General features: G+C 72.0%; 14 protein-coding genes and 3 pseudogenes. 8 read left to right on the forward strand and 9 right to left on the reverse strand.

What is annotated here, in order from left to right:
• Nucleotides 1-100 precede the first annotated feature (100 nt).
• Nucleotides 101-337 (forward strand): annotated as a pseudogene (locus ACIBTS_RS19650) (transposase); the annotation flags it as partial.
• Between the two features lie 159 nt (nucleotides 338-496).
• On the forward strand, nucleotides 497-877 hold the full coding sequence (locus ACIBTS_RS19655) for a VOC family protein (RefSeq protein ID WP_319677465.1): 381 nt from the start codon (nucleotides 497-499) through the stop codon (nucleotides 875-877).
• A gap of 256 nt (nucleotides 878-1133) precedes the next feature.
• Here ACIBTS_RS19655 and ACIBTS_RS19660 read toward each other — a convergent pair whose 3' ends face one another.
• Entirely contained in the window at nucleotides 1134-1451 is a 318-nt protein-coding gene (locus ACIBTS_RS19660; protein WP_399320838.1) for a MarR family winged helix-turn-helix transcriptional regulator, read from the reverse strand.
• 56 nt (nucleotides 1452-1507) lie between these two features.
• Here ACIBTS_RS19660 and ACIBTS_RS19665 point away from each other — a divergent pair.
• Together ACIBTS_RS19665 and ACIBTS_RS19670 are read left to right on the forward strand one after the other, a co-directional pair.
• Nucleotides 1508-2062, forward strand: a pseudogene (locus tag ACIBTS_RS19665) (transposase); the annotation flags it as partial.
• A 643-nt stretch (nucleotides 2063-2705) separates the two neighbouring features.
• Complete coding sequence (locus ACIBTS_RS19670) at nucleotides 2706-3194, forward strand: roadblock/LC7 domain-containing protein (protein WP_399320839.1); 489 nt, start codon at nucleotides 2706-2708, stop codon at nucleotides 3192-3194.
• A 38-nt stretch (nucleotides 3195-3232) separates the two neighbouring features.
• On the opposite strand, the gene ACIBTS_RS19675 is transcribed toward ACIBTS_RS19670, so the two are convergent.
• On the reverse strand, nucleotides 3233-3871 hold the full coding sequence (locus ACIBTS_RS19675; protein ID WP_319677469.1) for a hypothetical protein: 639 nt from the start codon (nucleotides 3869-3871) through the stop codon (nucleotides 3233-3235).
• A gap of 206 nt (nucleotides 3872-4077) precedes the next feature.
• Between ACIBTS_RS19675 and ACIBTS_RS19680 the strand changes: the two genes are divergently transcribed.
• Nucleotides 4078-5730: a serine/threonine-protein kinase gene (locus tag ACIBTS_RS19680; RefSeq protein WP_399320842.1), complete on the forward strand. Its 1653-nt coding sequence runs from the start codon at nucleotides 4078-4080 to the stop codon at nucleotides 5728-5730.
• A 55-nt stretch (nucleotides 5731-5785) separates the two neighbouring features.
• Here the strand turns inward: ACIBTS_RS19680 and ACIBTS_RS19685 are convergent, their stop codons facing one another.
• Nucleotides 5786-7375: a serine hydrolase gene (locus ACIBTS_RS19685; protein ID WP_399321082.1), complete on the reverse strand. Its 1590-nt coding sequence runs from the start codon at nucleotides 7373-7375 to the stop codon at nucleotides 5786-5788.
• A 122-nt stretch (nucleotides 7376-7497) separates the two neighbouring features.
• On the opposite strand from ACIBTS_RS19685, the gene ACIBTS_RS19690 reads away from it, so the two are divergent.
• Together ACIBTS_RS19690 and ACIBTS_RS19695 are read left to right on the forward strand one after the other, a co-directional pair.
• The gene (locus ACIBTS_RS19690) at nucleotides 7498-7866 is read left to right on the forward strand and encodes a PadR family transcriptional regulator (protein WP_399321084.1); all 369 of its coding nucleotides are present in this window, start codon (nucleotides 7498-7500) and stop codon (nucleotides 7864-7866) included.
• Entirely contained in the window at nucleotides 7863-8876 is a 1014-nt protein-coding gene (locus ACIBTS_RS19695) for a hypothetical protein (RefSeq protein WP_399320844.1), read from the forward strand. Before ACIBTS_RS19690 ends, ACIBTS_RS19695 begins: the two co-directional genes overlap by 4 nt.
• Nucleotides 8877-8885: 9 nt before the next feature.
• Here ACIBTS_RS19695 and ACIBTS_RS19700 read toward each other — a convergent pair whose 3' ends face one another.
• The 5 genes from ACIBTS_RS19700 to ACIBTS_RS19720 all read right to left on the reverse strand — a co-directional run bounded on the left by ACIBTS_RS19700 (nucleotide 8886) and on the right by ACIBTS_RS19720 (nucleotide 17599).
• The gene (locus ACIBTS_RS19700; protein WP_399320845.1) at nucleotides 8886-9851 is read right to left on the reverse strand and encodes a DUF1152 domain-containing protein; all 966 of its coding nucleotides are present in this window, start codon (nucleotides 9849-9851) and stop codon (nucleotides 8886-8888) included.
• Nucleotides 9852-10017: 166 nt separating this feature from the next.
• Nucleotides 10018-11382: an FAD-dependent oxidoreductase gene (locus tag ACIBTS_RS19705; protein ID WP_319675899.1), complete on the reverse strand. Its 1365-nt coding sequence runs from the start codon at nucleotides 11380-11382 to the stop codon at nucleotides 10018-10020.
• Nucleotides 11383-11514: 132 nt separating this feature from the next.
• Nucleotides 11515-14211, reverse strand: coding sequence for a SpoIIE family protein phosphatase (locus ACIBTS_RS19710; protein WP_399320847.1), 2697 nt, complete (start codon nucleotides 14209-14211; stop codon nucleotides 11515-11517).
• 67 nt (nucleotides 14212-14278) lie between these two features.
• Entirely contained in the window at nucleotides 14279-16822 is a 2544-nt protein-coding gene (locus tag ACIBTS_RS19715; RefSeq protein ID WP_399320848.1) for a SpoIIE family protein phosphatase, read from the reverse strand.
• Between the two features lie 132 nt (nucleotides 16823-16954).
• Nucleotides 16955-17599, reverse strand: coding sequence for a lipoprotein (locus ACIBTS_RS19720; protein ID WP_399320850.1), 645 nt, complete (start codon nucleotides 17597-17599; stop codon nucleotides 16955-16957).
• Between the two features lie 238 nt (nucleotides 17600-17837).
• Between ACIBTS_RS19720 and ACIBTS_RS19725 the strand changes: the two are divergent.
• Nucleotides 17838-18447 (forward strand): annotated as a pseudogene (locus tag ACIBTS_RS19725) (alkaline phosphatase family protein); the annotation flags it as partial.
• Nucleotides 18448-18462: 15 nt separating this feature from the next.
• On the opposite strand, the gene ACIBTS_RS19730 reads toward ACIBTS_RS19725, so the two are convergent.
• Complete coding sequence (locus tag ACIBTS_RS19730) at nucleotides 18463-18870, reverse strand: cupin domain-containing protein (protein WP_399320852.1); 408 nt, start codon at nucleotides 18868-18870, stop codon at nucleotides 18463-18465.
• Nucleotides 18871-19114: the final 244 nt, after the last annotated feature.

A 19114-nucleotide genomic window follows, 5' to 3' on the forward strand; every position in this document is an offset into this window, starting at 1 on the left:
GATGGGGCTCACGAGAGGAGTTCTGACGATGCCTGCCCCGAGGAAGTACCAGCTGGAGTTGCGTGAGCGTGCGGTGCGGATGTAGCGCGCTTCCGAGCCGAAGCCCGTGATCCGCCGCATGGCCGAGGAACTCGGCGTGCACCATGAGGCCCTGCGTAACTGGATTCGCCAGGCCGAGGCCGACGCTGGCGAGCGAGGCGACATGCTCACCACCGCCGAGCGTGAGGAGCTTGCCGCCCTGCGTAAGGAGAACGCCCAGCTCAAGCGTGCGAATGAGGTATTGCGGACGGCCTTGGCTTTTTTCGCGGCCCAGCTCGACCCGACCCGGCCCAGGTGACGGCGCTCGCCTGATCACTCACCGCCATGTCCAACGCCTTTGCCTCTCGGTAGCCCGGGGATGCGAATCGAACCGAGCACTGCCGGGAGGCCCTGACGTCGTCAACTCCGCGCGCGTCTATACGATGATTCCGCAACGTCTGATGGAAGGTCACCATACATGCACAGAAGTCGGGTTTACGCCGTCATAATCGACACACCCGAAGCCGAGTCTGCCCAGTCAGCGAACTTCTGGGCAGCGGCTCTCGGCGTCGATGCTCAACCGTTTCGCCCGGCACCACAGTTCACCACCCTCCATCAGGCTCTGCCAGGACTCATCACTGCCGTCCAGGCGGTCGACGACGCACCTCGTATCCACCTGGACATTGAGACTGACGACGTCGAGGCGGAAACAACGCGCTTGATCGCCCTAGGTGCGGAGCAGATTTCACGGTGGCAGGAGTGCCACGTGCTACGCGTACCTGGTGGGCACCTGGTCTGTGTACTACCCGTGGAGAGCGGTCCCGAAGTCTTCCAAGCAGGAGCCACCGTCTGGCCGTAACGACGCAGCTATAGCTATGCAGATCTTGGGACGTGCGGGTCGAACAGGTTTCCCGCCGGGGTGATCTTCCCGTTGGGCACGCCGAGTCCGTCCAGTTCAACTCGACTGCACCATCGTGTGATTGCCTCGCCCACGTGTACGGCAACGCGGCCGACCATCCCGATCGGGTCCGTCGGTATCCGTCGGACGGGGAGGCTTGTCTGGCAATGCCCAGGGCCGTATCGGCGGCGTCTATGAGGGCGGTGTGGGACGCGGTCTACGACGCGCCGTCGCTGGCAGCCTCGCTGCGATGCGGCTCCAGGCGATCGACTGCTTGCTCGCTCCATGCCCGGATGACTGATGCCTGCTCGGGGGTCAGTGAGTCGAGGAAGTGGCGGCGGATGTTGCCGCCGTGCACGAGGACGGCACTCTGCGCGGCGCGACGACCCTCGGTGGTCAGCCCGATCCCCGCGCGACGACCATCAGCCCCGTACTGCGTGCGCTTGACGAAGCCGCGTTTTTCCATGCGAGTCAGCTGATGCGAGACGCGGCTCTTGTCCCAGTCGAGCGACTCGGACAGCTCGCCGACACGCATTTCGCGGCCGGCGGCCTGCCACAGCGGTGCATGAGGCCCGGTTCGTGGCCGATCACGTGATAGGACGTGGCGAGCTGACGCACGCTGCATGGGAGGCGCTGAAGCCCCTACTGTCAGCTACCGATGGGCCAGGCGGCCCGTGGCGCGACCACCGGCAGGCGGCAGGTGATCAACGGCGTGTTAGGACCTGGGCCCACCTCCTGGAGCAGATTTAGGCGCAGGACGACTCTGTCGGAGCGGTGGATTGGACGGTGTCGATGGACTCCACCATCAACCGCTCCCACCAGCAGGCGGCCGGCGCCCGGAAAGGGGGGCGGGCGCGAACGGCGGGCTGGAAGGTCCGGCACGCTCGGCGGCCGACCAGGCGCTGGGTCGCTCCCGCGGCGGGCTGACCACCAAGGTCCACCTCGCCTGCGACGGTCGTGGCCTGCCCCTGGCTGTCGTCCTCACCCCCGGCAACGTCAACGACCGCACCGTATTCAAAGCAGTCCTGGAATCTGTGCGGGCCCCGTGCAGGCGCCGGGCGGCCGCGGCAAAGACCCGACACGGTCATCGCAGGCAAAGCGTACTCATCACGGGAGGTCCGACAGGACCTGCGGCGCAGGGCCCTGCTGCGTTGCGGTCAAGGCTGCTCCTTGCTACTGACATTCCAATGTCGGAATTGCCTCCGCCCGTATCGCACCGCGCGGGGCAACGCCAATGATCAGGAAACCAGCCGGTTTGGCTAACCGGCGATCGGCTGTTATGTTCCGGCGCTGTCTGGCCCGCCACCGCCGGCCTGCATGCTCAGATGCCCACGCCAAGGGCCGGCCGACGTCCCAGGACGCCCCCCGGTCCGTTATGCGATCAGTGAACCGCGTGGCGACGCCCCTCCAGAGGTGGGCAGCGCACGTGAGGATCGTCCTCTTCGTCGTGGCAAGCGTCTGGGTGAGGGGCGACCGATTCCCTGGCCAGGACCTGACGGAGTGTCAGCAAAGTCGGCATTTGGTCAGCATGAGTCCTGGAAAACCCTGCAGCCAGCACCCGCACACGAGACTGGTCGTTTTCTTAAGAAACTGGTTCTGACCTGCAACGATTCAAGCAGAGGGCCTGATATCGAGGTCACCTCCGGACCGCGCTGAATTTTCCTGAGGAAAATGCCAAAGGTGTCGCTTTCGGCCGACACTTTCCGTAGCCTCAGGGTCACCTGAACGACCCCGCGCCGCACCGCACTTGATCCGCATCAGTCGACAACGCGCCGAAGGGACACCGGTCATGGCCGTCGAGGCCGAGGTTCTGAACGAACTGCACCGGCTGCGCAGCCGTATGCCACAACTGACGGGGTCGTTGGCGGCCAGCGTCGACGGACTCGTCCTCGCCCAGGACATGCCGGACGGGGAGCCGGAAGGGCTGGCCGCGCTCACCGCCGCGGCGCTCGGCGTGGGGCGCCGCATGGTCGATGTCGCGACCCGCGGCGAGTTCCGCGAAATGATCGTGCGCGGCGCCGGTGGCTACCTCGCGACGTACGCCGCCGGTCCGTCCGCCATCCTGACGCTGCTCGCCGACGACCGCACCAACGTCGGCCGTCTGCACCTGGAGGGGCGGCGCAGTGGCGCCCGCATCGCCGAACTCGCGGCGACACGGTTCGCGGGCGAGCGGCCCGCCGTCACCCGGGGGCAGCCGGTTCCGCCGCCGACTGCCCGTGGCCGGATCCTCGGCGCCCTGCCGGTGCGTATACCGCCGCAGTCCCGGCATCAGCCCTGAGAGAGGACCACGGCCGGGTCAAGCCCGGCCCGGCCCGGTCATGCCGCGCCGCCCTCCGCCTCCGCGCGTCCGCGCCGTCGGCCGGCCCGCCGTTCCGGGCCGGTGCCGGCGCCCGACGAGGGTGCGCTGAACCCGCCGGGGACGAGTCGCGGCGGCCCCACGGTCGGCGTCGCAGGACCGGACGGAGCGGGACGGCCGTGAGCCTCCCGACCCATCGCCGGGCCTGTGCCCGGACCTGTGCCCCGGCTCGTAGAGGTGTCCGTCTCCGCGTCGGGAACGCGCGGCGGTCGCGGGACCGCCCGGCTCAGCAGGCGGGTGTGCGGCATCAACGCGGCGCACGCGGAGCAGACTTCGCTCAGTGTCCAGACCTGGCCGACCGACGGGTCGTGCCGCAGGACGAGGACGACCGCGCCCGCGCAGCTGATCCGGGTGCCCTCGTGCAGCGCGCACCGCTGGCGGCGGCACGAGCAGGCCGCGTCGTGATGCACCGCCGCCGCTCGGGCGTGCGCGGCCGCGTGGGCCTCGGCGAAGCGGCGCAGGGCCGCGATGTCACGGGAACGCGGCGGCATCGTGCACGCCGAGGAGCAGGTGACCGACGCGCTGCGGTCCCGGTGTCCGACCACGCGGATCGTCCAGGAGCGGCCCGGACGGCGGGCCGAGGGAGCGTCAGGGTGCATAAGAGCCAAAGCACATGTCCTTCGCGGGGGAGGGAACGGGCACGGGAGGGTGACGGTGAGTCGCGGAGCGGTCCGGGGTGGCGGTTCCGGCACGGACCGGCGGAAGTGACCTCGTTGACAGCATGCCCGTGACCCCGCGGACCATTCACGGTGTGCTCCCTCTGGCGGACACGCCGCCTGTCGGCGCGTACCCCTAAGCTCCTGCCATGAGCACAGGGGAACCCCACAGACGTGTCGTCGACGGCCGCTTCGAACTGGTCGAGCGGCTCGGCGGCGGAGGCATGGGACTGGTGTGGCGGGCCCACGACCTGGCCCTGCATCGGGACGTGGCCGTGAAGGAGGTCCGGCCCCCGGATCCGGACCTGGCCGAGTACGACCCCGAGGGCGCCCGTACGCTGCGCGAGCGCGTCCTGCGCGAGGCGCGTGCGCTGGCCCGCGTCCACCACCCCAACGTCGTCACCATCCACCACATCGTCGACGGCGGCGGGAACACCTACCCGTGGATCGTGATGGAGCTGGTCGAGGGGGGCTCTCTCCAGAACCGGCTCGAGCGGGGCCCGATGACCCCCATCGAGGCCGCGCGCGTGGGCCGCGGTGTGCTGTCGGCGCTGCGCGCCGCGCACGCCGTCGATATCGAGCACCGCGACGTGAAACCCGCCAACGTCCTGCTGCGCCCCGACGGGCGGCCTGTGCTCACCGACTTCGGGATCGCCGCCGTCCGGGAGTCCGCCGGTCTCACCGCCACCGGCGCCGTCATCGGCTCGCCCGACTTCATGGCGCCGGAACGGGTCAGCGGCAAGGAGGGCGGTCCCGCCGCCGACCTCTGGTCACTGGCGATGCTGCTGTACGTCGCCGTGGAGGGCCACCATCCGCTGCGCAGGGCGAGCACGCTCGCCACGCTCGCCGCCGTACTCGGTGAGGACGTGCCCGCGCCACTTCGGGCCGGACCGCTGACCGGCGTCCTCACGGCGCTGCTCGTCCGGGACCCCGAGGTCCGCCCCGACGCGGCGGAGGTCGACCGGATGCTCGAGGCCGTGACCGAGGACGCCCCGGAACCGCCCGGGTGGGCTCCACAGGCCCAGCAGGCTCAGCGGTCCCAGCAGGCTCGGCCGACCTCCTACCCGCTCGCGCCGGCCGCAGCCCCGGCCCCGGCCGCGGCGGCCGTCACGCTCACCCCGTCGCAGGCCGGCGGCCCGGCGCGGGGCCGCCGGGTCCCCGCCGCGGCGGTCACCGGAGCCGTCGTCGCCGTGGCGCTGACGGGAGTTCTGGTGTGGGCGCTGCTGCCGCAGACGAAGCACGACGACCCCGGCAGTGCGCCCACAACCGGTCCGTCCCCGTCCCCCTCGCAGAGTGTCCGGCAGGCGTCCTCCGGCGGCTCGTCCGGCGCCGCCGCCGCGGAGACCGTCGACCTGCTCACCGGCGACGGGGTGCGGACGACGGTGGCGAAGCTGACCGCGGCCATGGGCGGGACGAAGGTCACCAGCCTCGCCGTGTACGGGGAGTACGCGATCGCCGACGCACCGGTCGCCGGCCACCCGAAGCTCTACGACCGGTACGTCTACCGGGGCGGGGACGTGGCGGTGAAGGACGGGCCGGGCGGCACCGTCATGGGCGGCGCCGTCCCCGTCGACCTGGACCTCTACGACTGGGACGCCGTGCCCGCGCTGCTCGCCCGGGCCGCAAGGACACTCGGCGTGCCCGAGCCCACGAACCGCTACCTGACGATCAATTCCGCCTCCACCGTCTTCCACACCGACCCGTCGATGAGCGTGTACCTCTCCGACGACTACGGCAGCGCCTACCTCCGGGCCGACGTGCGGGGCCGGGTGATCGAGACCCATCCGCGTGAGGATGGCTGACCGCGGACGTCCGGGCGGCGATCCGGCGGTGCCCTGCGGCGATCCGCCGGTCCGGTCATCGGCGGGTGAAGACGCCGAGGCCGTTCTCGTCGAACGCCTCCACGGTCACCCGCGTCGCCTTGCCGTTCCGGTCGCCCTGGAAGGTGACGCCGGACAGCCCCACGGCGTTCTCGCCGACGGTCCGGAAGCTGTAGGTGTCGCCGTCGTAGTGGGTGAGCCGGAACGTGGTCGGCTTCGGGCCCAGCCGCATGGTCAGCTCGCCGCCGGACGCGGTGACGGTCAGCGGACCGTAGTAGCCGTTGGCGTAAGTGCCGGTGCAGGCGGCGAGGGGGCGGGCCGCGGCGGCGTCGGCCGGCGGCCTGGAGTAGTCGGTGGGGGAACGGCCCGCCGCCGCCTCCTGCGCGTAGATCTTTCCGATCAGGTCGAGCCAGTCGGCGGTGGCCTTCCCGTGCTCGGCGGTGTCGAAGAAGGTCTGTGCGATGGCGTCGGGGAGGCCGGTGGGCGCGCCGTTGGTGAGGACCACGATGCCCAGGTCCTCGCCGGGCAGCATGGTGACGTTGGTGTTCGCGCCGAGGTCGAAGGCGCCCGAGTGGCTCAGCCGCAGACGGCCGAGGGTGTCGTAACCGACGTTCCAGCCGAGGCCGTAGAAGCCGGCGCGGCCGGCGGCGGCGGGCGGGGGTTGCGAGACGATCGCGGGGACGTGCGTGTGGTCGAGCTGCTCGGCCGGGATGATCTGCTTGCCGTCGAGCTTGCCCTCCGCCAGTTGCAGACGCAGCCAACGGGACATGTCACGGGCGGAGGAGCTGGCGCCGCCGGCCGGTGCCTGGGCGTCGGCGTCGCGCACGTACTGGGCCTTCCAGGTGCCGTCGGCGGTCTTCACATGCAGGTCTGCCCGGTCCCGTGAGGCCTCGTAGTCGGCGAAGCGGTAGCTGGTGGAGGCCATCCCGGCGGGCTTGTAGAGGATGTCCTCGGCGAGCTTCTCCCAACTGGTGCCCACGGCGTCGGCGACCGCCTGTCCGGCCGCCGTCGGGCCGTAGTTGGTGTAGGCGTACGTGGCGCGGAACGGGGCCAGCGGCTCGTACCGGAGGCGCCCGAGGATGTACGTGCGGTCGTAGCCGAGGTCCTCCAGCAGGTCGCCCGCGTGGTCGGGCAGGCCGCTGCGGTGCGAGAGCAGATCGGCCACCGTGACGTGCTGTGTCACCCAGGGATCCCTGAGGGCGAAACCGGGCAGACGTCCGGCCACGCGGTCGTCCCAGCCGACGGTCTTGTCGCCCACCGCTCCCGCGATCACGGTCGACGTCAGCGGCTTCGACAGCGAGGCCAGCTCGAACACCGTGTCGGGGTCGATCCGCCCGGACCGGCCCTCGTGGCGGACGCCGAAGCCCTTCAGATAGACGACCCGGTCCTTGTGGACGACGGCGACCGCGACCCCGGGCACGCCCGTGCGGGCCATCCCGTCCCGCACGATGCCGTCGAGCCGGCCGACCGCCGAGTCCACCTCGGACTGCGTCAGCTGCGGAGGAGGCTGAGGAGGGGGAGCAGCGCCGAGGACGCACGGGGCGAGCAGAAGCGGAGCCAGGACGAGCGCCGCCCCGGCCTTCCCCCGGCAGCGTGACGTCCTGCGCCGAACGCTCATGGGCACCATTGAACGCCCCACCGGAGGCGGTGTCCTGCGGAGCTGGTGACGGTCCGGACCGCTCCGGCTCGGTGTTTCGCTGTGCAGGATATATCGGAAGCCGATATATTCAGTCCATGGGATCGAGGAGCATGACCCAGGCTGCCTTCTTCGTGCTGACGGCCCTCGCCGATCAGCCCCGGCACGGTTACGGCATCCTGCGCGAGATAGAGGAACTCTCGGACGGAGAGGTCCGGTTGAGAGTCGGCACGCTGTACGGCGTGCTCGACCGGCTCACCGCCGACGGCCTCATCGCCCTGGACCGCGAGGAGGTGCAGCAGGGCCGGCTCAGGCGCTACTACCGCGTCACCGAGGACGGGGTGCGGGCCCTCGACGCGGAGGCGGAGCGCATGGCGGCCGGCGCCAGTGCGGCCCGGCGCCGTATCGCCGAGGGCCGCGGCGCTCCCGGAACCGTCACTCCGCCCGCCACCGGGCACGGACTCGCCGGAGGTCTGGCATGACGACTGCGACTGGCACCACGACCCTGCTCGAAGCGCGCTACCGCACCGTCCTGCGTCTGCTGCCCGCGTACTACCGCAGGGAGCGCGAGGAGGAGATGGTCGAGGTCTACCTCTGGGACATCGACCGTGACACGCAGGACCAGAGCCGGCCCACGCTCGGCGAGGTGGCGAGCATCGCCGCCCTCGCCGTGCGCACCCGGCTGGGCACCGCAGGGGCGCCCCGCCGCTACGTCCTGCTCGGCTCGTCCGTTCGTCTCTTCGCGCTCTTCGCGGTGCTGCTGCAGGCGACCGCCGCCGTCGTCGACCGGGTGCTGGAGCTGACCTGGGCGACCACCGGCGGGTCCGCGCCCTGGCACATGTTCCTCACCGGGTTCACCGGCGGGGGAGCCGTCCGAGGGGTCGCCGCCGTGGCGATCTGGCTGCTGCCCCTGCTGTGGACCGTCGCCTACTTCGCGCTGCTGCACGACCGCCGCCGCCTCGCGCAGGTCGCCGCGCTCCTCGCCGCACTGCCCAGCCTGTGGCCGTTCCTCGCGCCGCTGGTGACGGACGCCTTCCTGCCGGACACGCCGTACGCCTCCGTCTCCGTGGTCTTCGCCTGGCTGTCGGCCCTGGCCCTGTGCGCCGCCCATCACCGCGACGCGCCCGCGGCCGTGCTGCCCGCGATGCCACCGGGCCTGGCCTACCTGGCGTGCTGTGTGGTGATGGGCGCCTCGACCGTGCTGGTGCCGATGGCCGCCGACCCGGTGTGGGCGCCGACGACCTGCTTCCTCGTCGCGGCCCTGGGCCGGCTCGTGTGGCGTACCCGCCACCCTGCCGCGAACGGGGAGGCCACGCTGGCCCTGGCCGTCCTCGGTCTGCTGGTTCTCGCGCTGCGCCTGGCCACCCTGTACCCGTGGCTCGACGTCCTCCCCGCCGTGACACTGGCGGCGTTCGTCTCCCAGGGCGCGGCCGCACTGCTCGTGACCGCGGCGCTGGCCGTCACCGCCGGACGGGACCTCTCGGCCCGCTGACGGACTGTGTCAGTGGGGGAACGCCCGGGGCTGCCGCAGAACCGGAAGGCCCTCCCGGAACTCCTCGATGCGGGTGCTGATCTGACGCATGAGCACGGTGTCCTCCAGCCGGTCCAGATAGAGGTTGCGGCGGGCCAGGCCCACGGCGTCGACACAGAAGTACAGCGCCATGAGCGGGTTCACGAACAGCTCGCTGTCGCGGGTCCGTTCGGTGAAACGCACGTCGCCGAAGTCACCGCGCACGGCGGCCGCGACCGAGCCGTGCACGATGCTCGGATGGCCGGGGGTGGCCGCCTGGGCGTGGGCGACCGCGTCGAGGTAGAGGGCGCCCTCCGTGCTGTCGCGGGGCAGGGAGAACGCGCCGAGCCAGGTGCCGTCGCGGTCCAGCGCGGCCAGGTTCTCCAGGACCAGCGCGTGGTTGACGCCGTGGTAGGCGTCCACGCCGAAGCCGAGGCAGGCCACCAGCCGGTGCGGGACCTCGTCGAGGGCGCGTACGGCCGCCAGGCTCGCCATGTCCTCCTCGGGAGTGCCGAGGCCGTGCTCGTCGCCGCGCATCAGGATGTCCGTGCCGCCGTCGACCAGGACGATGGCGTCGATCCCGCCCAGGTGGTCCAGGAGGGCGCGGTAGGCGTCCCGCAGGGGTTTCACACCGGTCCGCGGGAAGGCGTACACCGTTGCGGGCAGGTCGTGTCGGTCCAGCCAGGTGGCCAGGGTGTGCTCGGGGAAGTAGTCGCCGCGGGCCGGGGTGCCGGGGCGGACCGCCGCCACGTCCGGCTCCTGCCACACCTCGGTGGGCAGGCCGTACAGGTCGGCGAAGGAGAGATTGGCCAGGTGGACTTCCTTGCCCGCCGACCGCAGGGCGAGCGCCAGCGGCAGGCCCGCGTACACGTCGAAGCCGCCGCCCGCGCCCGCGACGAGCACCCGGCGCGCCTCGCGCAGCCGGGTGAAGAAGGGCGGTTCGTGGAGGGAGAACACCCCGGGACGCTAACAGGTGTCGATCACGTGGCCCAGCGAATACCGGCAACCGCCCTCGATCGCCGGTGAGTCGGGGTTCGGGCCGGGGCCCTGCCGGCACGCCGGGAAGCCTGCCGGGGGCCTGAAGCGGCCCCCGGACCCTGCTCCTCGGACCCTGCTCCTCGGACTACGCGCCGCTCTCCCGCAGCATGTCCTCGCGCTCGACGATCTTCACGCGGTCGCGGCCCTGCGGCTCGCCCAGCGCCCTCTCGGCGGCGTCCAGCCTGTACCAGCCCTCCCAGGTGGTGAAGCGGACCTCGCGCTCGGCGAGGAACGCCTCCACGGCTTCCGGCTCGGGGGAGACGGGCGTGTGCAGACGGCCGTTCGCGTGGTCGTCCAGCAGGTTGGACACCGTCTCGTTGGCGTCGCCCTTGGTGTGCCCGATCAGACCGATCGGACCGCGCCGGATCCAGCCGGTGACGTACGTGGACTGCAGGTGCGCGCCGGACTCCTCGATGACGCGGCCGCCCTCGTCCGGGACCGTGCCCGAGTCGAGGTCCCAGGGGAGCTTCGGCAGCTTCTCGGAGAGGTAGCCGACGGCGCGGTAGATCGCCGTGACGTCCCAGTCCTTGAACTCGCCGGTGCCCTTGACATTGCCCGTGCCGTCGAGGGCGGTGCGCTCGGTGCGCAGGCCGACGACCCGGCCGTCCTCGCCGAGGATCTCGGACGGGGACTCGAAGAAGTGCAGGAACAGCTTGTGCGGGCGCTCGCCGACGTCGCGGATCGCCCAGTTCTCCAGCGTCTTGGCGACCATGTCGGCCTGCTTGTTGCCACGCCGGGTCGCGATCGAGCCGTCGTCGTAGTCGATGTCCTCGGGGTCGACGATGACCTCGATGTTGGGGGAGTGGTCCAGCTCGCGCAGCTCCATCGGGGAGAACTTCGCCTGCGCCGGGCCACGGCGGCCGAAGACATGGATCTCCAGCGCCTTGTTGGCCTTCAGACCCTCGTAGACGTTCGCCGGGATCTCCGTGGGCAGCAGCTCGTCGGCCGTCTTGGCCAGGATGCGGGCCACGTCCAGCGCGACGTTGCCGACGCCCAGGACCGCGACCTTCTCGGCCTCCAGCGGCCAGGTGCGCGGGACGTCCGGGTGGCCGTCGTACCAGGAGACGAAGTCCGCGGCGCCGTAGGAGCCCGCCAGCTCGATGCCGGGGATCGACATCTCGCGGTCGGCCATCGCGCCGGTCGAGAAGATCACCGCGTCGTAGAAGGCGCGCAGGTCGTCCAGGCTGATGTCGCCCGGGTAGTCGACGTTGCCGAAGAGGCGGATCTGCGGCTTGTCGAGGACCTGGTGCAGGGCCGTGATGATGCCCTTGATGCGCGGGTGGTCCGGGGCGACGCCGTAACGGATCAGGCCGAACGGGGCCGGCATGCGCTCGAAGAGGTCGATGGAGACACCCGGGTCGGCGGCCACATCGGACTTGAGCAGCGCGTCGGCGGCGTAGATCCCGGCGGGGCCGGCTCCGACAATGGCTACCCGCAGGGGGCGGGGCATGATCAGTTTCCCTTCGAGTGGCGACAGATCGACTCGGGGGAAGCCTAAGCTGAGGCAAGCCTTACCCGGTACGCGGGTCCGGTCTATGGACTCATAAACATCATTTATGAGTAACTCGGGAATCAACGCCCGTCACGGCAGCGGCTGTTCAGCCCAGATGATCTTGCCGTTGGGTGTGTAGCGGGTTCCCCAGCGATCGGTGAGCTGGGCCACGAGGAACAGCCCGCGCCCGCCCTCGTCCGTCATGGCCGCGTACCGCAGGTGCGGTGACGTGCTGCTGCCGTCCGAGACCTCGCAGATCAGCGTGCGGTCCCGCAGCAGACGCACGCGCACGGGCGCGCTGCCGTAGCGGATCGCGTTGGTGACCAGCTCGCTCAGGATCAGTTCCGTCGTGAACGACAGATCATCCAGGTCCCAGCGCGCCAGCTGCCGGACCACCGCCGCCCGCACCTCGCCCACCGCCGCCGGATCCACCGGTACGTCCCACTCGGCGACCCGGTCCTCGCCGAGCGCCCGGGTGCGCGCCACGATCAGCGCGATGTCGTCGTTCGGACGGGCGGGCAGCATCGCGTCCAGGACGGCCTGGCAGGTCTGCTCCGGCGAGCCGTCGGCACCTCGCTCCAAGGCGCTGTGCAGCATCTCCAGACCCGTGTCGATGTCCCGCGACCGGTCCTCCACCAGCCCGTCGGTGTACAGCACGAGCGAACTGCCCTCCGCCAGCTCCAGCTCGACCGTCTCGAACGGCAGGCCGCCCAGCCCCAGCGGCAGCCCGGCGGGCACTTCGGGATACTCCACCCGGCCGTCGGGGTGGACCAGCGCCGGCGGCGGATGCCCGGCCCGGGCGACGGTGCAGCGCCGGGCCACCGGATCGTAGATGGCGTACAGACATGTCGCCCCGGAAACCGGCGCGTTGACACCGTCCGCCGCCTCGTCCTGGTCGATCCTGGTCACCAACTCGTCCAGCAGCCCCAGGAGTTCCTCGGGCGCCAGGTCCAGGGCGGAGAAGTTGTGGACCGCGGTGCGCAGCCGGCCCATGGTGGCCGCCGCGTGCAGCCCGTGACCCACCACGTCACCGACGACGAGCGCCACCCGCGCCCCGGACAGCGGTAGCACGTCGAACCAGTCGCCGCCCACGCCCGCCTGGGCCGGCAGATACCGGTAGGCGATGTCCAGGGCGTTCTGCTCGGGCAGGGTACGTGGCAGCAGACTCCGTTGCAGCGTCACGGCCATACCGTGCTCACGGGTGAAGCGGCGCGCGTTGTCGATGGAGATGGCCGCCCGCGCCACCAGCTCCTCCGCGAGCGCCACCTCGTCCGGGTCGAACGGATCGGGCCGCTCCGACCGCCAGAAACTGACCACGCCCAGGATCAGCGCCCCGGCCCGCACGGGCACGGTGATCAGCGAGTGGATGCCGAACTCCACGACCTGCTCGGTCCGTTCCAGATCCTGGGCCCGCCAGCCAGGGGACCGGGCGAGACGCGCCTCCAGAACCGCCTGCTCCCCGCTCAGACTGCGGGCCTGCGGGGCGGAGTCCACGAACCGGAGCCGCTCGCCCACTGCGTACAGCGGCGCGCCCTTGCGGATCCCGCTCATCGCCGTGCGCCGCAGCGCGCCCCGCGCCTCCGGCTCCTCACCGCTCAGGACGGCGTCGAACAGGTCGACGGTCGCGAAGTCCGCGAACCTCGGCACCGCCAGCTCCGTCAGCTCCTCCGCCGTCCGGGCCACGTCAAGACTCGTCCCGATGCCCACCCCGGCCGCGTACAGTATGTCCAGGCGCTCACGGGCCGCCTCCGCGCGGCCCGACAGGGCACGCAGCTCCGTGGAGTCGCGCAGCGTGGCCACGCTGCCGGCCGGTCCGCCCGCCAGGTCGGTGGGCCGCTGGTTGATCGCCAGCAACCGGTCCCCGACCAGGTGCACCTCGTCCGTGACCATCCGCCCCGAGGCGAGCAACTCGGCCGTGTCCCGGTCCAGTCCCAGATCCAGGACCTGGCGGCGTTCGGCGTCCGGGGGCAGGTCGAGCAGCCGATGCGCCTCGTCGTTGGCGAGCAGCAGATCGCCCTCCCCACCGACGATGATCACGCCCTCGCGCACGGCGTGCAGCACCGCGTCGTGATGCTCGTACATGCGGGTCATCTCGCGCGGTCCCAGACCGTGCGTCTGGCGCAGCAGCCGACGGCTGACCAGCGCCGTGCTCGCCGTGGCCAGGGCGAGGGCCACCGCCGCGCTGGCGAGGACCAGCGGCAGCTGGCGGTCGGCGTTGCCGCCGACGTGCGCGGTGGTGATCCCGGATGACACCAGCCCCACCACCCGCCCGTCGGCCGCCTTCACCGGCACGACGGCCTGCACCAGCCGGCCAATGGTCCCGTTGACCTCCTCGACCACGACACCGCCGTCCAGCGCCGGCTGGATGGTCCCGACGAACTTCTTGCCGATACGGTCCGGCTTGGGGTGGGTGTAGCGGATGCCGTCGGTGTTCATGACGACGAGGAAGTCCATCTCCGCGGCCTTGCGGGCGGCCTCGGCCCGGGGCTGGAGCACGGCCGTCGGATTCGGGTCGGCCAGCGCCTGCACCATGCCCGGCGAGTTGGCGAAGGTCTCCGCGACGGCGAGGGAGCGGTTGCGGGCCTCCTGCGTCGTGTCGTGCCGCACCTGGAGCAGCAGCGCCACCACGGCCGCCACCACCAGCACCAGCACGATGACCACCTGCAGGACGAACACCTGCGCGGCGAGACTGCGCCCGCCCAGCGCGGATTCGGGTGTACGCCGCACCCGCGGGCCCCGGGGACGACGGGCCGGCCGGGCATCCGAGCGCCCCAGGAGTCGGACCATGTGCCATGTCTACACTGCCCGGCCGCGTGAGGCGAGAGGCATCACGGAGGGTCACCGGCCGTCGGGGTCACGCTCGCCTCGGGTGAGCCCCGTCGCCACGCCGCGTGGCCAGCAGCAGGGCGATGTCGTCGGGCCGGTCGACGGCCTGCCGGGCCGTCGCGGTGAGCCGGTCGGCGACGTCCGCGAGGGAACGGCGCACGGGCCCCTCGGCCTCGGCGAGGACCGTGCGCAGCGCCGTGATGCCCTCGTCGATGTCATGGCCGGCCCGCTCGACCAGTCCGTCCGTGTACAGGGCGAGGATCGCGCCCGGCTCCAGCCGCAGCTCCGTCATCGGGTAGTGGGCACGCGGATCCACCCCGAGGACCACACCGCCGGGCAGCTCCACCACCTCGGTTCGCCCGTCGGCGTGGCGCAGCAGCGGCGGCAGATGCCCGGCGCGGGCCGCCCGGGCCACCCCGGTAACCGGGTCCAGCCGGACATAGCAGCAACTGGCGAACTGACCGGGATCCAGGTCGATGAGGAGATGGTTCGTGGCGCCCATGACCTCCTGCGGGGGCCGGTCCCCGAGCGCGAACGCCCGCACCGCGCTGCGCAACTGCCCCATGGTGGCCGCCGCCTGCACCCCGTGCCCCTGGACGTCCCCGATGACCAGCGCCAATCCGTCGCCGGCCTCCACGACGTCGTACCAGTCGCCGCCCACGTCCATGCCCTCCGTGCCCGGCAGGTAGCGGCCGGCGGTCTCCACACCGACGTGCTGCGACAGCCGCCGCGGGAGCAGCGCCTGCTGCAGCCCACGGGCGAGGGCCGCCTCGGTGTCGTAGCGCTGGGCCTTCTCCATCGCGTGGGCGATCAGCCCGGCGAGCGCGGTCAGCACCGTGCGCTCCTCCGAGGTGAAGCTGCGCGGACCGTCGAAACCGAGGATGCACGAGCCGACCGGACGGCCGGAGGCGATCAGCGGGAGGAAGGCGCGGGAGCCCTCGACCGCATCCAGGGCGATGCCCGGATAGGCGGCCGCGAGCTGCTGCATCGAGTCGAAGAAGAGCGGGCGGCCCGTGGTGAGCGTCTCCACGCCGGGCAGCCGGGCGTCCAGGGCAACCCCTTCGAAGGGGGCCAGGAAGCCTTCGGGGAAGCCGGACTCCCACGCCAGATACAGGTGCCGCTCCTGGAGGAGGTAGATGGCCAGCCGACGGCCGCCGAACGCCGGCAGCAGCTCCTGCATGACCACCGCCGACACCTGCTGGGCGGTCACCGCCTCCGTCAGCGCGATGGCCAGGACGATGGGACGGTACTGCGGGGCCGTCGAGGCGGCGGAGTCCGGCGCGGGAGCGTCCGGGTCCATGGGCTCGGGGGCGTCGTGCGGCACCCGGCTCGCCGGGGCCGCCGTGCAGGTGATCAGGTCCGGGCCGGGGTACAGCGACACATGCAGCCAGTCGCCCTCGTACGGCCGCGCGACGGAGGGCGGCTCGGTGCCGGCGGGCGGCTCGGCGGCGGGCAGCCGCACATGGAAGTGCGCGGGATCCGGCGTCAGCAGGGCGCCCCGCAGATGCTCCTCGGACGTCGCCTGGTTCAGCCATGGCACGGTCTCCCACAGCGGCCGCCCGACCAGTCGCTCCCGCGGCACGCCCAGGAGGTGCCCGGCCCGGGGATTGGCGTAGACGACGAGCCCGAGCCGGTCGAGACAGAACACGCCCTCGGGGAGCAGGTCGGCGGCGCCGTCGGCCAGAGCGCCCGGCCCCGGGTCGAGGAGGACGCCGGCGATGGGGCGGGGCGCGGCGCAGGACGCGGCCGGCTCGGCCCCCGTGCTCGTCGCCTCCCACAGCTCCAGCAGCCGCAGCCCGCCCTCGGTGGTGCGCACCTGGATCGGCAGCGGCGGGGGCCGGCCCAGAGCTGTCCGGTGCAGCAGGCCGGGGAGGCGGTGGGCGTCCGTCGGGTCGACGGCCCTGGCCAGGGCGTCCAGCGTGCCCGGGAACGCGCCCGGGGGCAGCCCGAGCAGGGCGCGTGCCTGCTCGTCCAGGGTGACGGCGTCGGTGGCCGGGTCCCATGAGAACCGCCCGACCCGCCCCGGAGGCGGTCCCGCGGCCGGCGGCCGTACGCACAGCGGCTCGTCGTCCCAGGTCACGGCCCGGCCGCCCGCACCCAGCCGTAGCAGGTCCGCGCCCAGGGCGTCCGCCACGGCCGTCAGCTGCTCCCGCTCCGCCAGCACCTGCGCCGCGTCGTCCGCGGCCGGGCGCAGCACGGTCAGCACCCCGAAGGAGCGCCCGTCCGCCACCACGGGCACGTACAGCGAACCGAACTGGAAGGGCAGGCCCGCCGCGAACTGTGCATAGCGGCGCATCGTCTCGGTGGCGTTCGCCAGCACCACCGGCACGCCCGTCCGGAACACGTCGGCCACCGGGAACGGGCGGTCCACCTGCACCCGCCACCAGGGGCGGAACAGCGGACCGGGCAGCCCCGACAGGACCGCCAGGCGCAGCAGCCCGGACGTGGCCGAGCACAGGTACACGCCACCGGCGCGGCCGTCCGTCGCCCGCAGCGCGTCCGCCACGGCCCCGGTCAGCAGCGCGGGCGGCGGTCCGGACGGCTTCCGCTCGTCCCCAGCGCTCCCAGTCATCGGCCCTACCTCGTCCGTGCGCCGCCGCTTGGGGCGACACAGCAAGAATGCGCCACATCCGGCCGGATGCGCATCCGCGCGCCGCACGAGGACGGGCCGCGGGCCGAGGTCTGCCCGCCCGGCTGCCGACCGTCAGGCGGCGGTGGTGCGCAGCGTGCTCTTGGCGAGTTCGTACGCCGGGAGCATCGCGGTGTGCTCCCCGTCGTCGAGCCCGCCCAGATGCAGCACGACGGGACCCTCGGACGTGGTGACGGCGAGGGCGTGCTCCGTCCTCGGCTCATCGAGCAGCTTGCTCGTGACGACGTACTCGACCTCGGCGCCGGTGACGTCGCCCGAGGTGAACGTGCTGTACTTCGCCCCGCTCGCCTCCTTCTCGGCGGCCACGAAGCCCTCCAGCGTGGCGCGGGCGTCGGCGCCGCCCGGCTCGCCGGTCCACACCCGCAAAAACCCGATCTTGCCTGCGGGCTTGGCGTCGATCTCGCAGGCCATGGTGACCGGCCCCTGATGCAGCAGCGCGTCGGCGAGGTCGGCCAGGTCGCCGCCGGCGTTGCTCGCCTTCCCGGCGTCGACGGCCTTGGCCTTCCAGAACTCGGCGATGTCGAAGGTGACGGGAAGCTCGCAGGCGGACCCCTTGGCCCCGACGGATCCGCCGCGCTGCGCGACCTTCGCGGTCGCCTTCGCCGACGCCGTCGAGGCCGCGTCCGGGCGCCCGCCGTCGGTGCCGCATCCGGTCACCAGACCCGCCACCAGGACCGCCAGTGTCAGCCCCCGCCCCATGTACCCCACGTTCCCCGCCCCCACGCGCACTGCTGTGTCCCCTCTCGCCACCGGCCCGATGCCGACGGGGAACTGTAACCGAGAGCCCCGACCGATCTCCGACGCGCTGGAGTGACGTGCCGTCACATCCCTGCCCGGCTGGGAATCCATAGCGGCACGAGCAGGATCGCGCCGACCCTCGTCACGGCGTTCCCACCGCTTCCTCCGCTCACAGGGGCACACACCACATGGCCGAGTCGACGCGCGACCGGGCTCCGAGCTGTACGAGCGGGGCGTACGGCCGCAGCCGGAGGGCACGTTCGAGGACGACCCCCGGGCCGCCCGGCTGCCGACCGTGTCCTGTGATCCTGCCGCCGGGGCCCCGGTCGGAGCACCCGGACTACCTGCCGGCGGCCGGGGCGGCCTTCGTCGCCTCCAGGATCGAGGCGATCGCGGCCGACCCGAAGGTCCGGCGCACGACCGCGTTCATCCTCAACTATGACAAGAACGACGGCCTGTTCGACGTCGGCGGCGACTTCCGGGTCCCCGCGATCATCGTCTCGCCCTGGACCGTGGGCGGCTGGGTGGCCACGGAGCCCTTCGACCACACCTCGGCCCTGCGGTTCCTGGAAGAGCTCACCGGGGTCGAGCAGCCCGACATCAGCGACTGGTGGCGCAGTACCTTCGGCGACCTCACCTCCGCCTTCCGCTTCGCGTCCGCCATCCCGCTCGCGCCGACGCTGCCCGACGACACGGCCGAGCAGCTCCAGCAGGCGCAGGAGGAGGTCGCCACCCTGCCCAGACCCACACTGCCGGGTGCCGAGCAGACCTTCCCGTACCAGGAGCCGGGCCGTCGGCCACACCGCTGAGCAGGACGGCCAGGCTCACCCTCGAGCGACGGCGTCCGGCGGTTCTGCGCGCGTAGAAAGGGGAGCGCCCTGCGCAAGGAAGAAGAGGGCGCAGATGCGCAGGGGCTCCCGCTCCCGGTTCTCCGCCCGGTGCACGCCCTGCGGCCCCACGGGCTCGACGATGCACCCGCCGGCGGTCGTCACACACTCGGACCCGTCCGCCAGGGTCCGGGTCAGGACGCCCGCCGTCACCACCGCGACGACCCGGCCCTCGTGGTAGTGCCAGGGCAGCGAGCCGCCCGGCGGAATCTCGTAGTCCGTCACCACGACCCTGCTGTCCTCGGGGACGTCCAGAGCGAGCCGTTCGGTGAGGAGGCCGTCGGCGAGCAGGGTCGGCACGGGTTCGTCGGCGGGGCGGTCTTCCACGGGCGACGGGCGGTTCACGCGGTGGTCGTCCGGGACGGTCGGGGGCCAGGGACGCCGTGGGCCGGTCGGGCCCGCTGTGCGACGTAACCTGGCGGGGGTCATGTTCCGCTGGTCAGTGCGTTCCACGGAAGTGACATTAACCCACTTGAGTTACGCCGGTGTGACCGGATGTCATCGCGGACTCCGGTGAAATGTGAGGTAAACGGCTTGCGGACGCAGTGAGCCTCGCGGGCCGTCTTTGCGTCTTCCAGGGCGTGACTCG

This window comes from Streptomyces sp. NPDC050121 (assembly GCF_044460385.1).
In the GTDB taxonomy this organism is placed as follows: Bacteria; Actinomycetota; Actinomycetes; order Streptomycetales; family Streptomycetaceae; genus Streptomyces; species Streptomyces soliscabiei.

Excerpts from the sequence above, each read along its gene's own strand:
- ACIBTS_RS19660 (WP_399320838.1), bottom strand. The coding sequence starts at position 1,451 with ATGCGTGTCGGCGAGCTGTCCGAGTCGCTCGACTGGGACAAGAGCCGC.
- ACIBTS_RS19695 (WP_399320844.1), top strand. The coding sequence starts at position 7,863 with ATGACGACTGCGACTGGCACCACGACCCTGCTCGAAGCGCGCTACCGC.
- ACIBTS_RS19655 (WP_319677465.1), top strand. The coding sequence starts at position 497 with ATGCACAGAAGTCGGGTTTACGCCGTCATAATCGACACACCCGAAGCC.
- ACIBTS_RS19710 (WP_399320847.1), bottom strand. The coding sequence starts at position 14,211 with ATGGTCCGACTCCTGGGGCGCTCGGATGCCCGGCCGGCCCGTCGTCCC.
- ACIBTS_RS19680 (WP_399320842.1), top strand. The coding sequence starts at position 4,078 with ATGAGCACAGGGGAACCCCACAGACGTGTCGTCGACGGCCGCTTCGAA.
- ACIBTS_RS19675 (WP_319677469.1), bottom strand. The coding sequence starts at position 3,871 with ATGCACCCTGACGCTCCCTCGGCCCGCCGTCCGGGCCGCTCCTGGACG.
- ACIBTS_RS19715 (WP_399320848.1), bottom strand. The coding sequence starts at position 16,822 with ATGACTGGGAGCGCTGGGGACGAGCGGAAGCCGTCCGGACCGCCGCCC.
- ACIBTS_RS19670 (WP_399320839.1), top strand. The coding sequence starts at position 2,706 with ATGGCCGTCGAGGCCGAGGTTCTGAACGAACTGCACCGGCTGCGCAGC.
- ACIBTS_RS19705 (WP_319675899.1), bottom strand. The coding sequence starts at position 11,382 with ATGCCCCGCCCCCTGCGGGTAGCCATTGTCGGAGCCGGCCCCGCCGGG.
- ACIBTS_RS19720 (WP_399320850.1), bottom strand. The coding sequence starts at position 17,599 with ATGGGGCGGGGGCTGACACTGGCGGTCCTGGTGGCGGGTCTGGTGACC.
- ACIBTS_RS19690 (WP_399321084.1), top strand. The coding sequence starts at position 7,498 with ATGACCCAGGCTGCCTTCTTCGTGCTGACGGCCCTCGCCGATCAGCCC.
- ACIBTS_RS19685 (WP_399321082.1), bottom strand. The coding sequence starts at position 7,375 with ATGGTGCCCATGAGCGTTCGGCGCAGGACGTCACGCTGCCGGGGGAAG.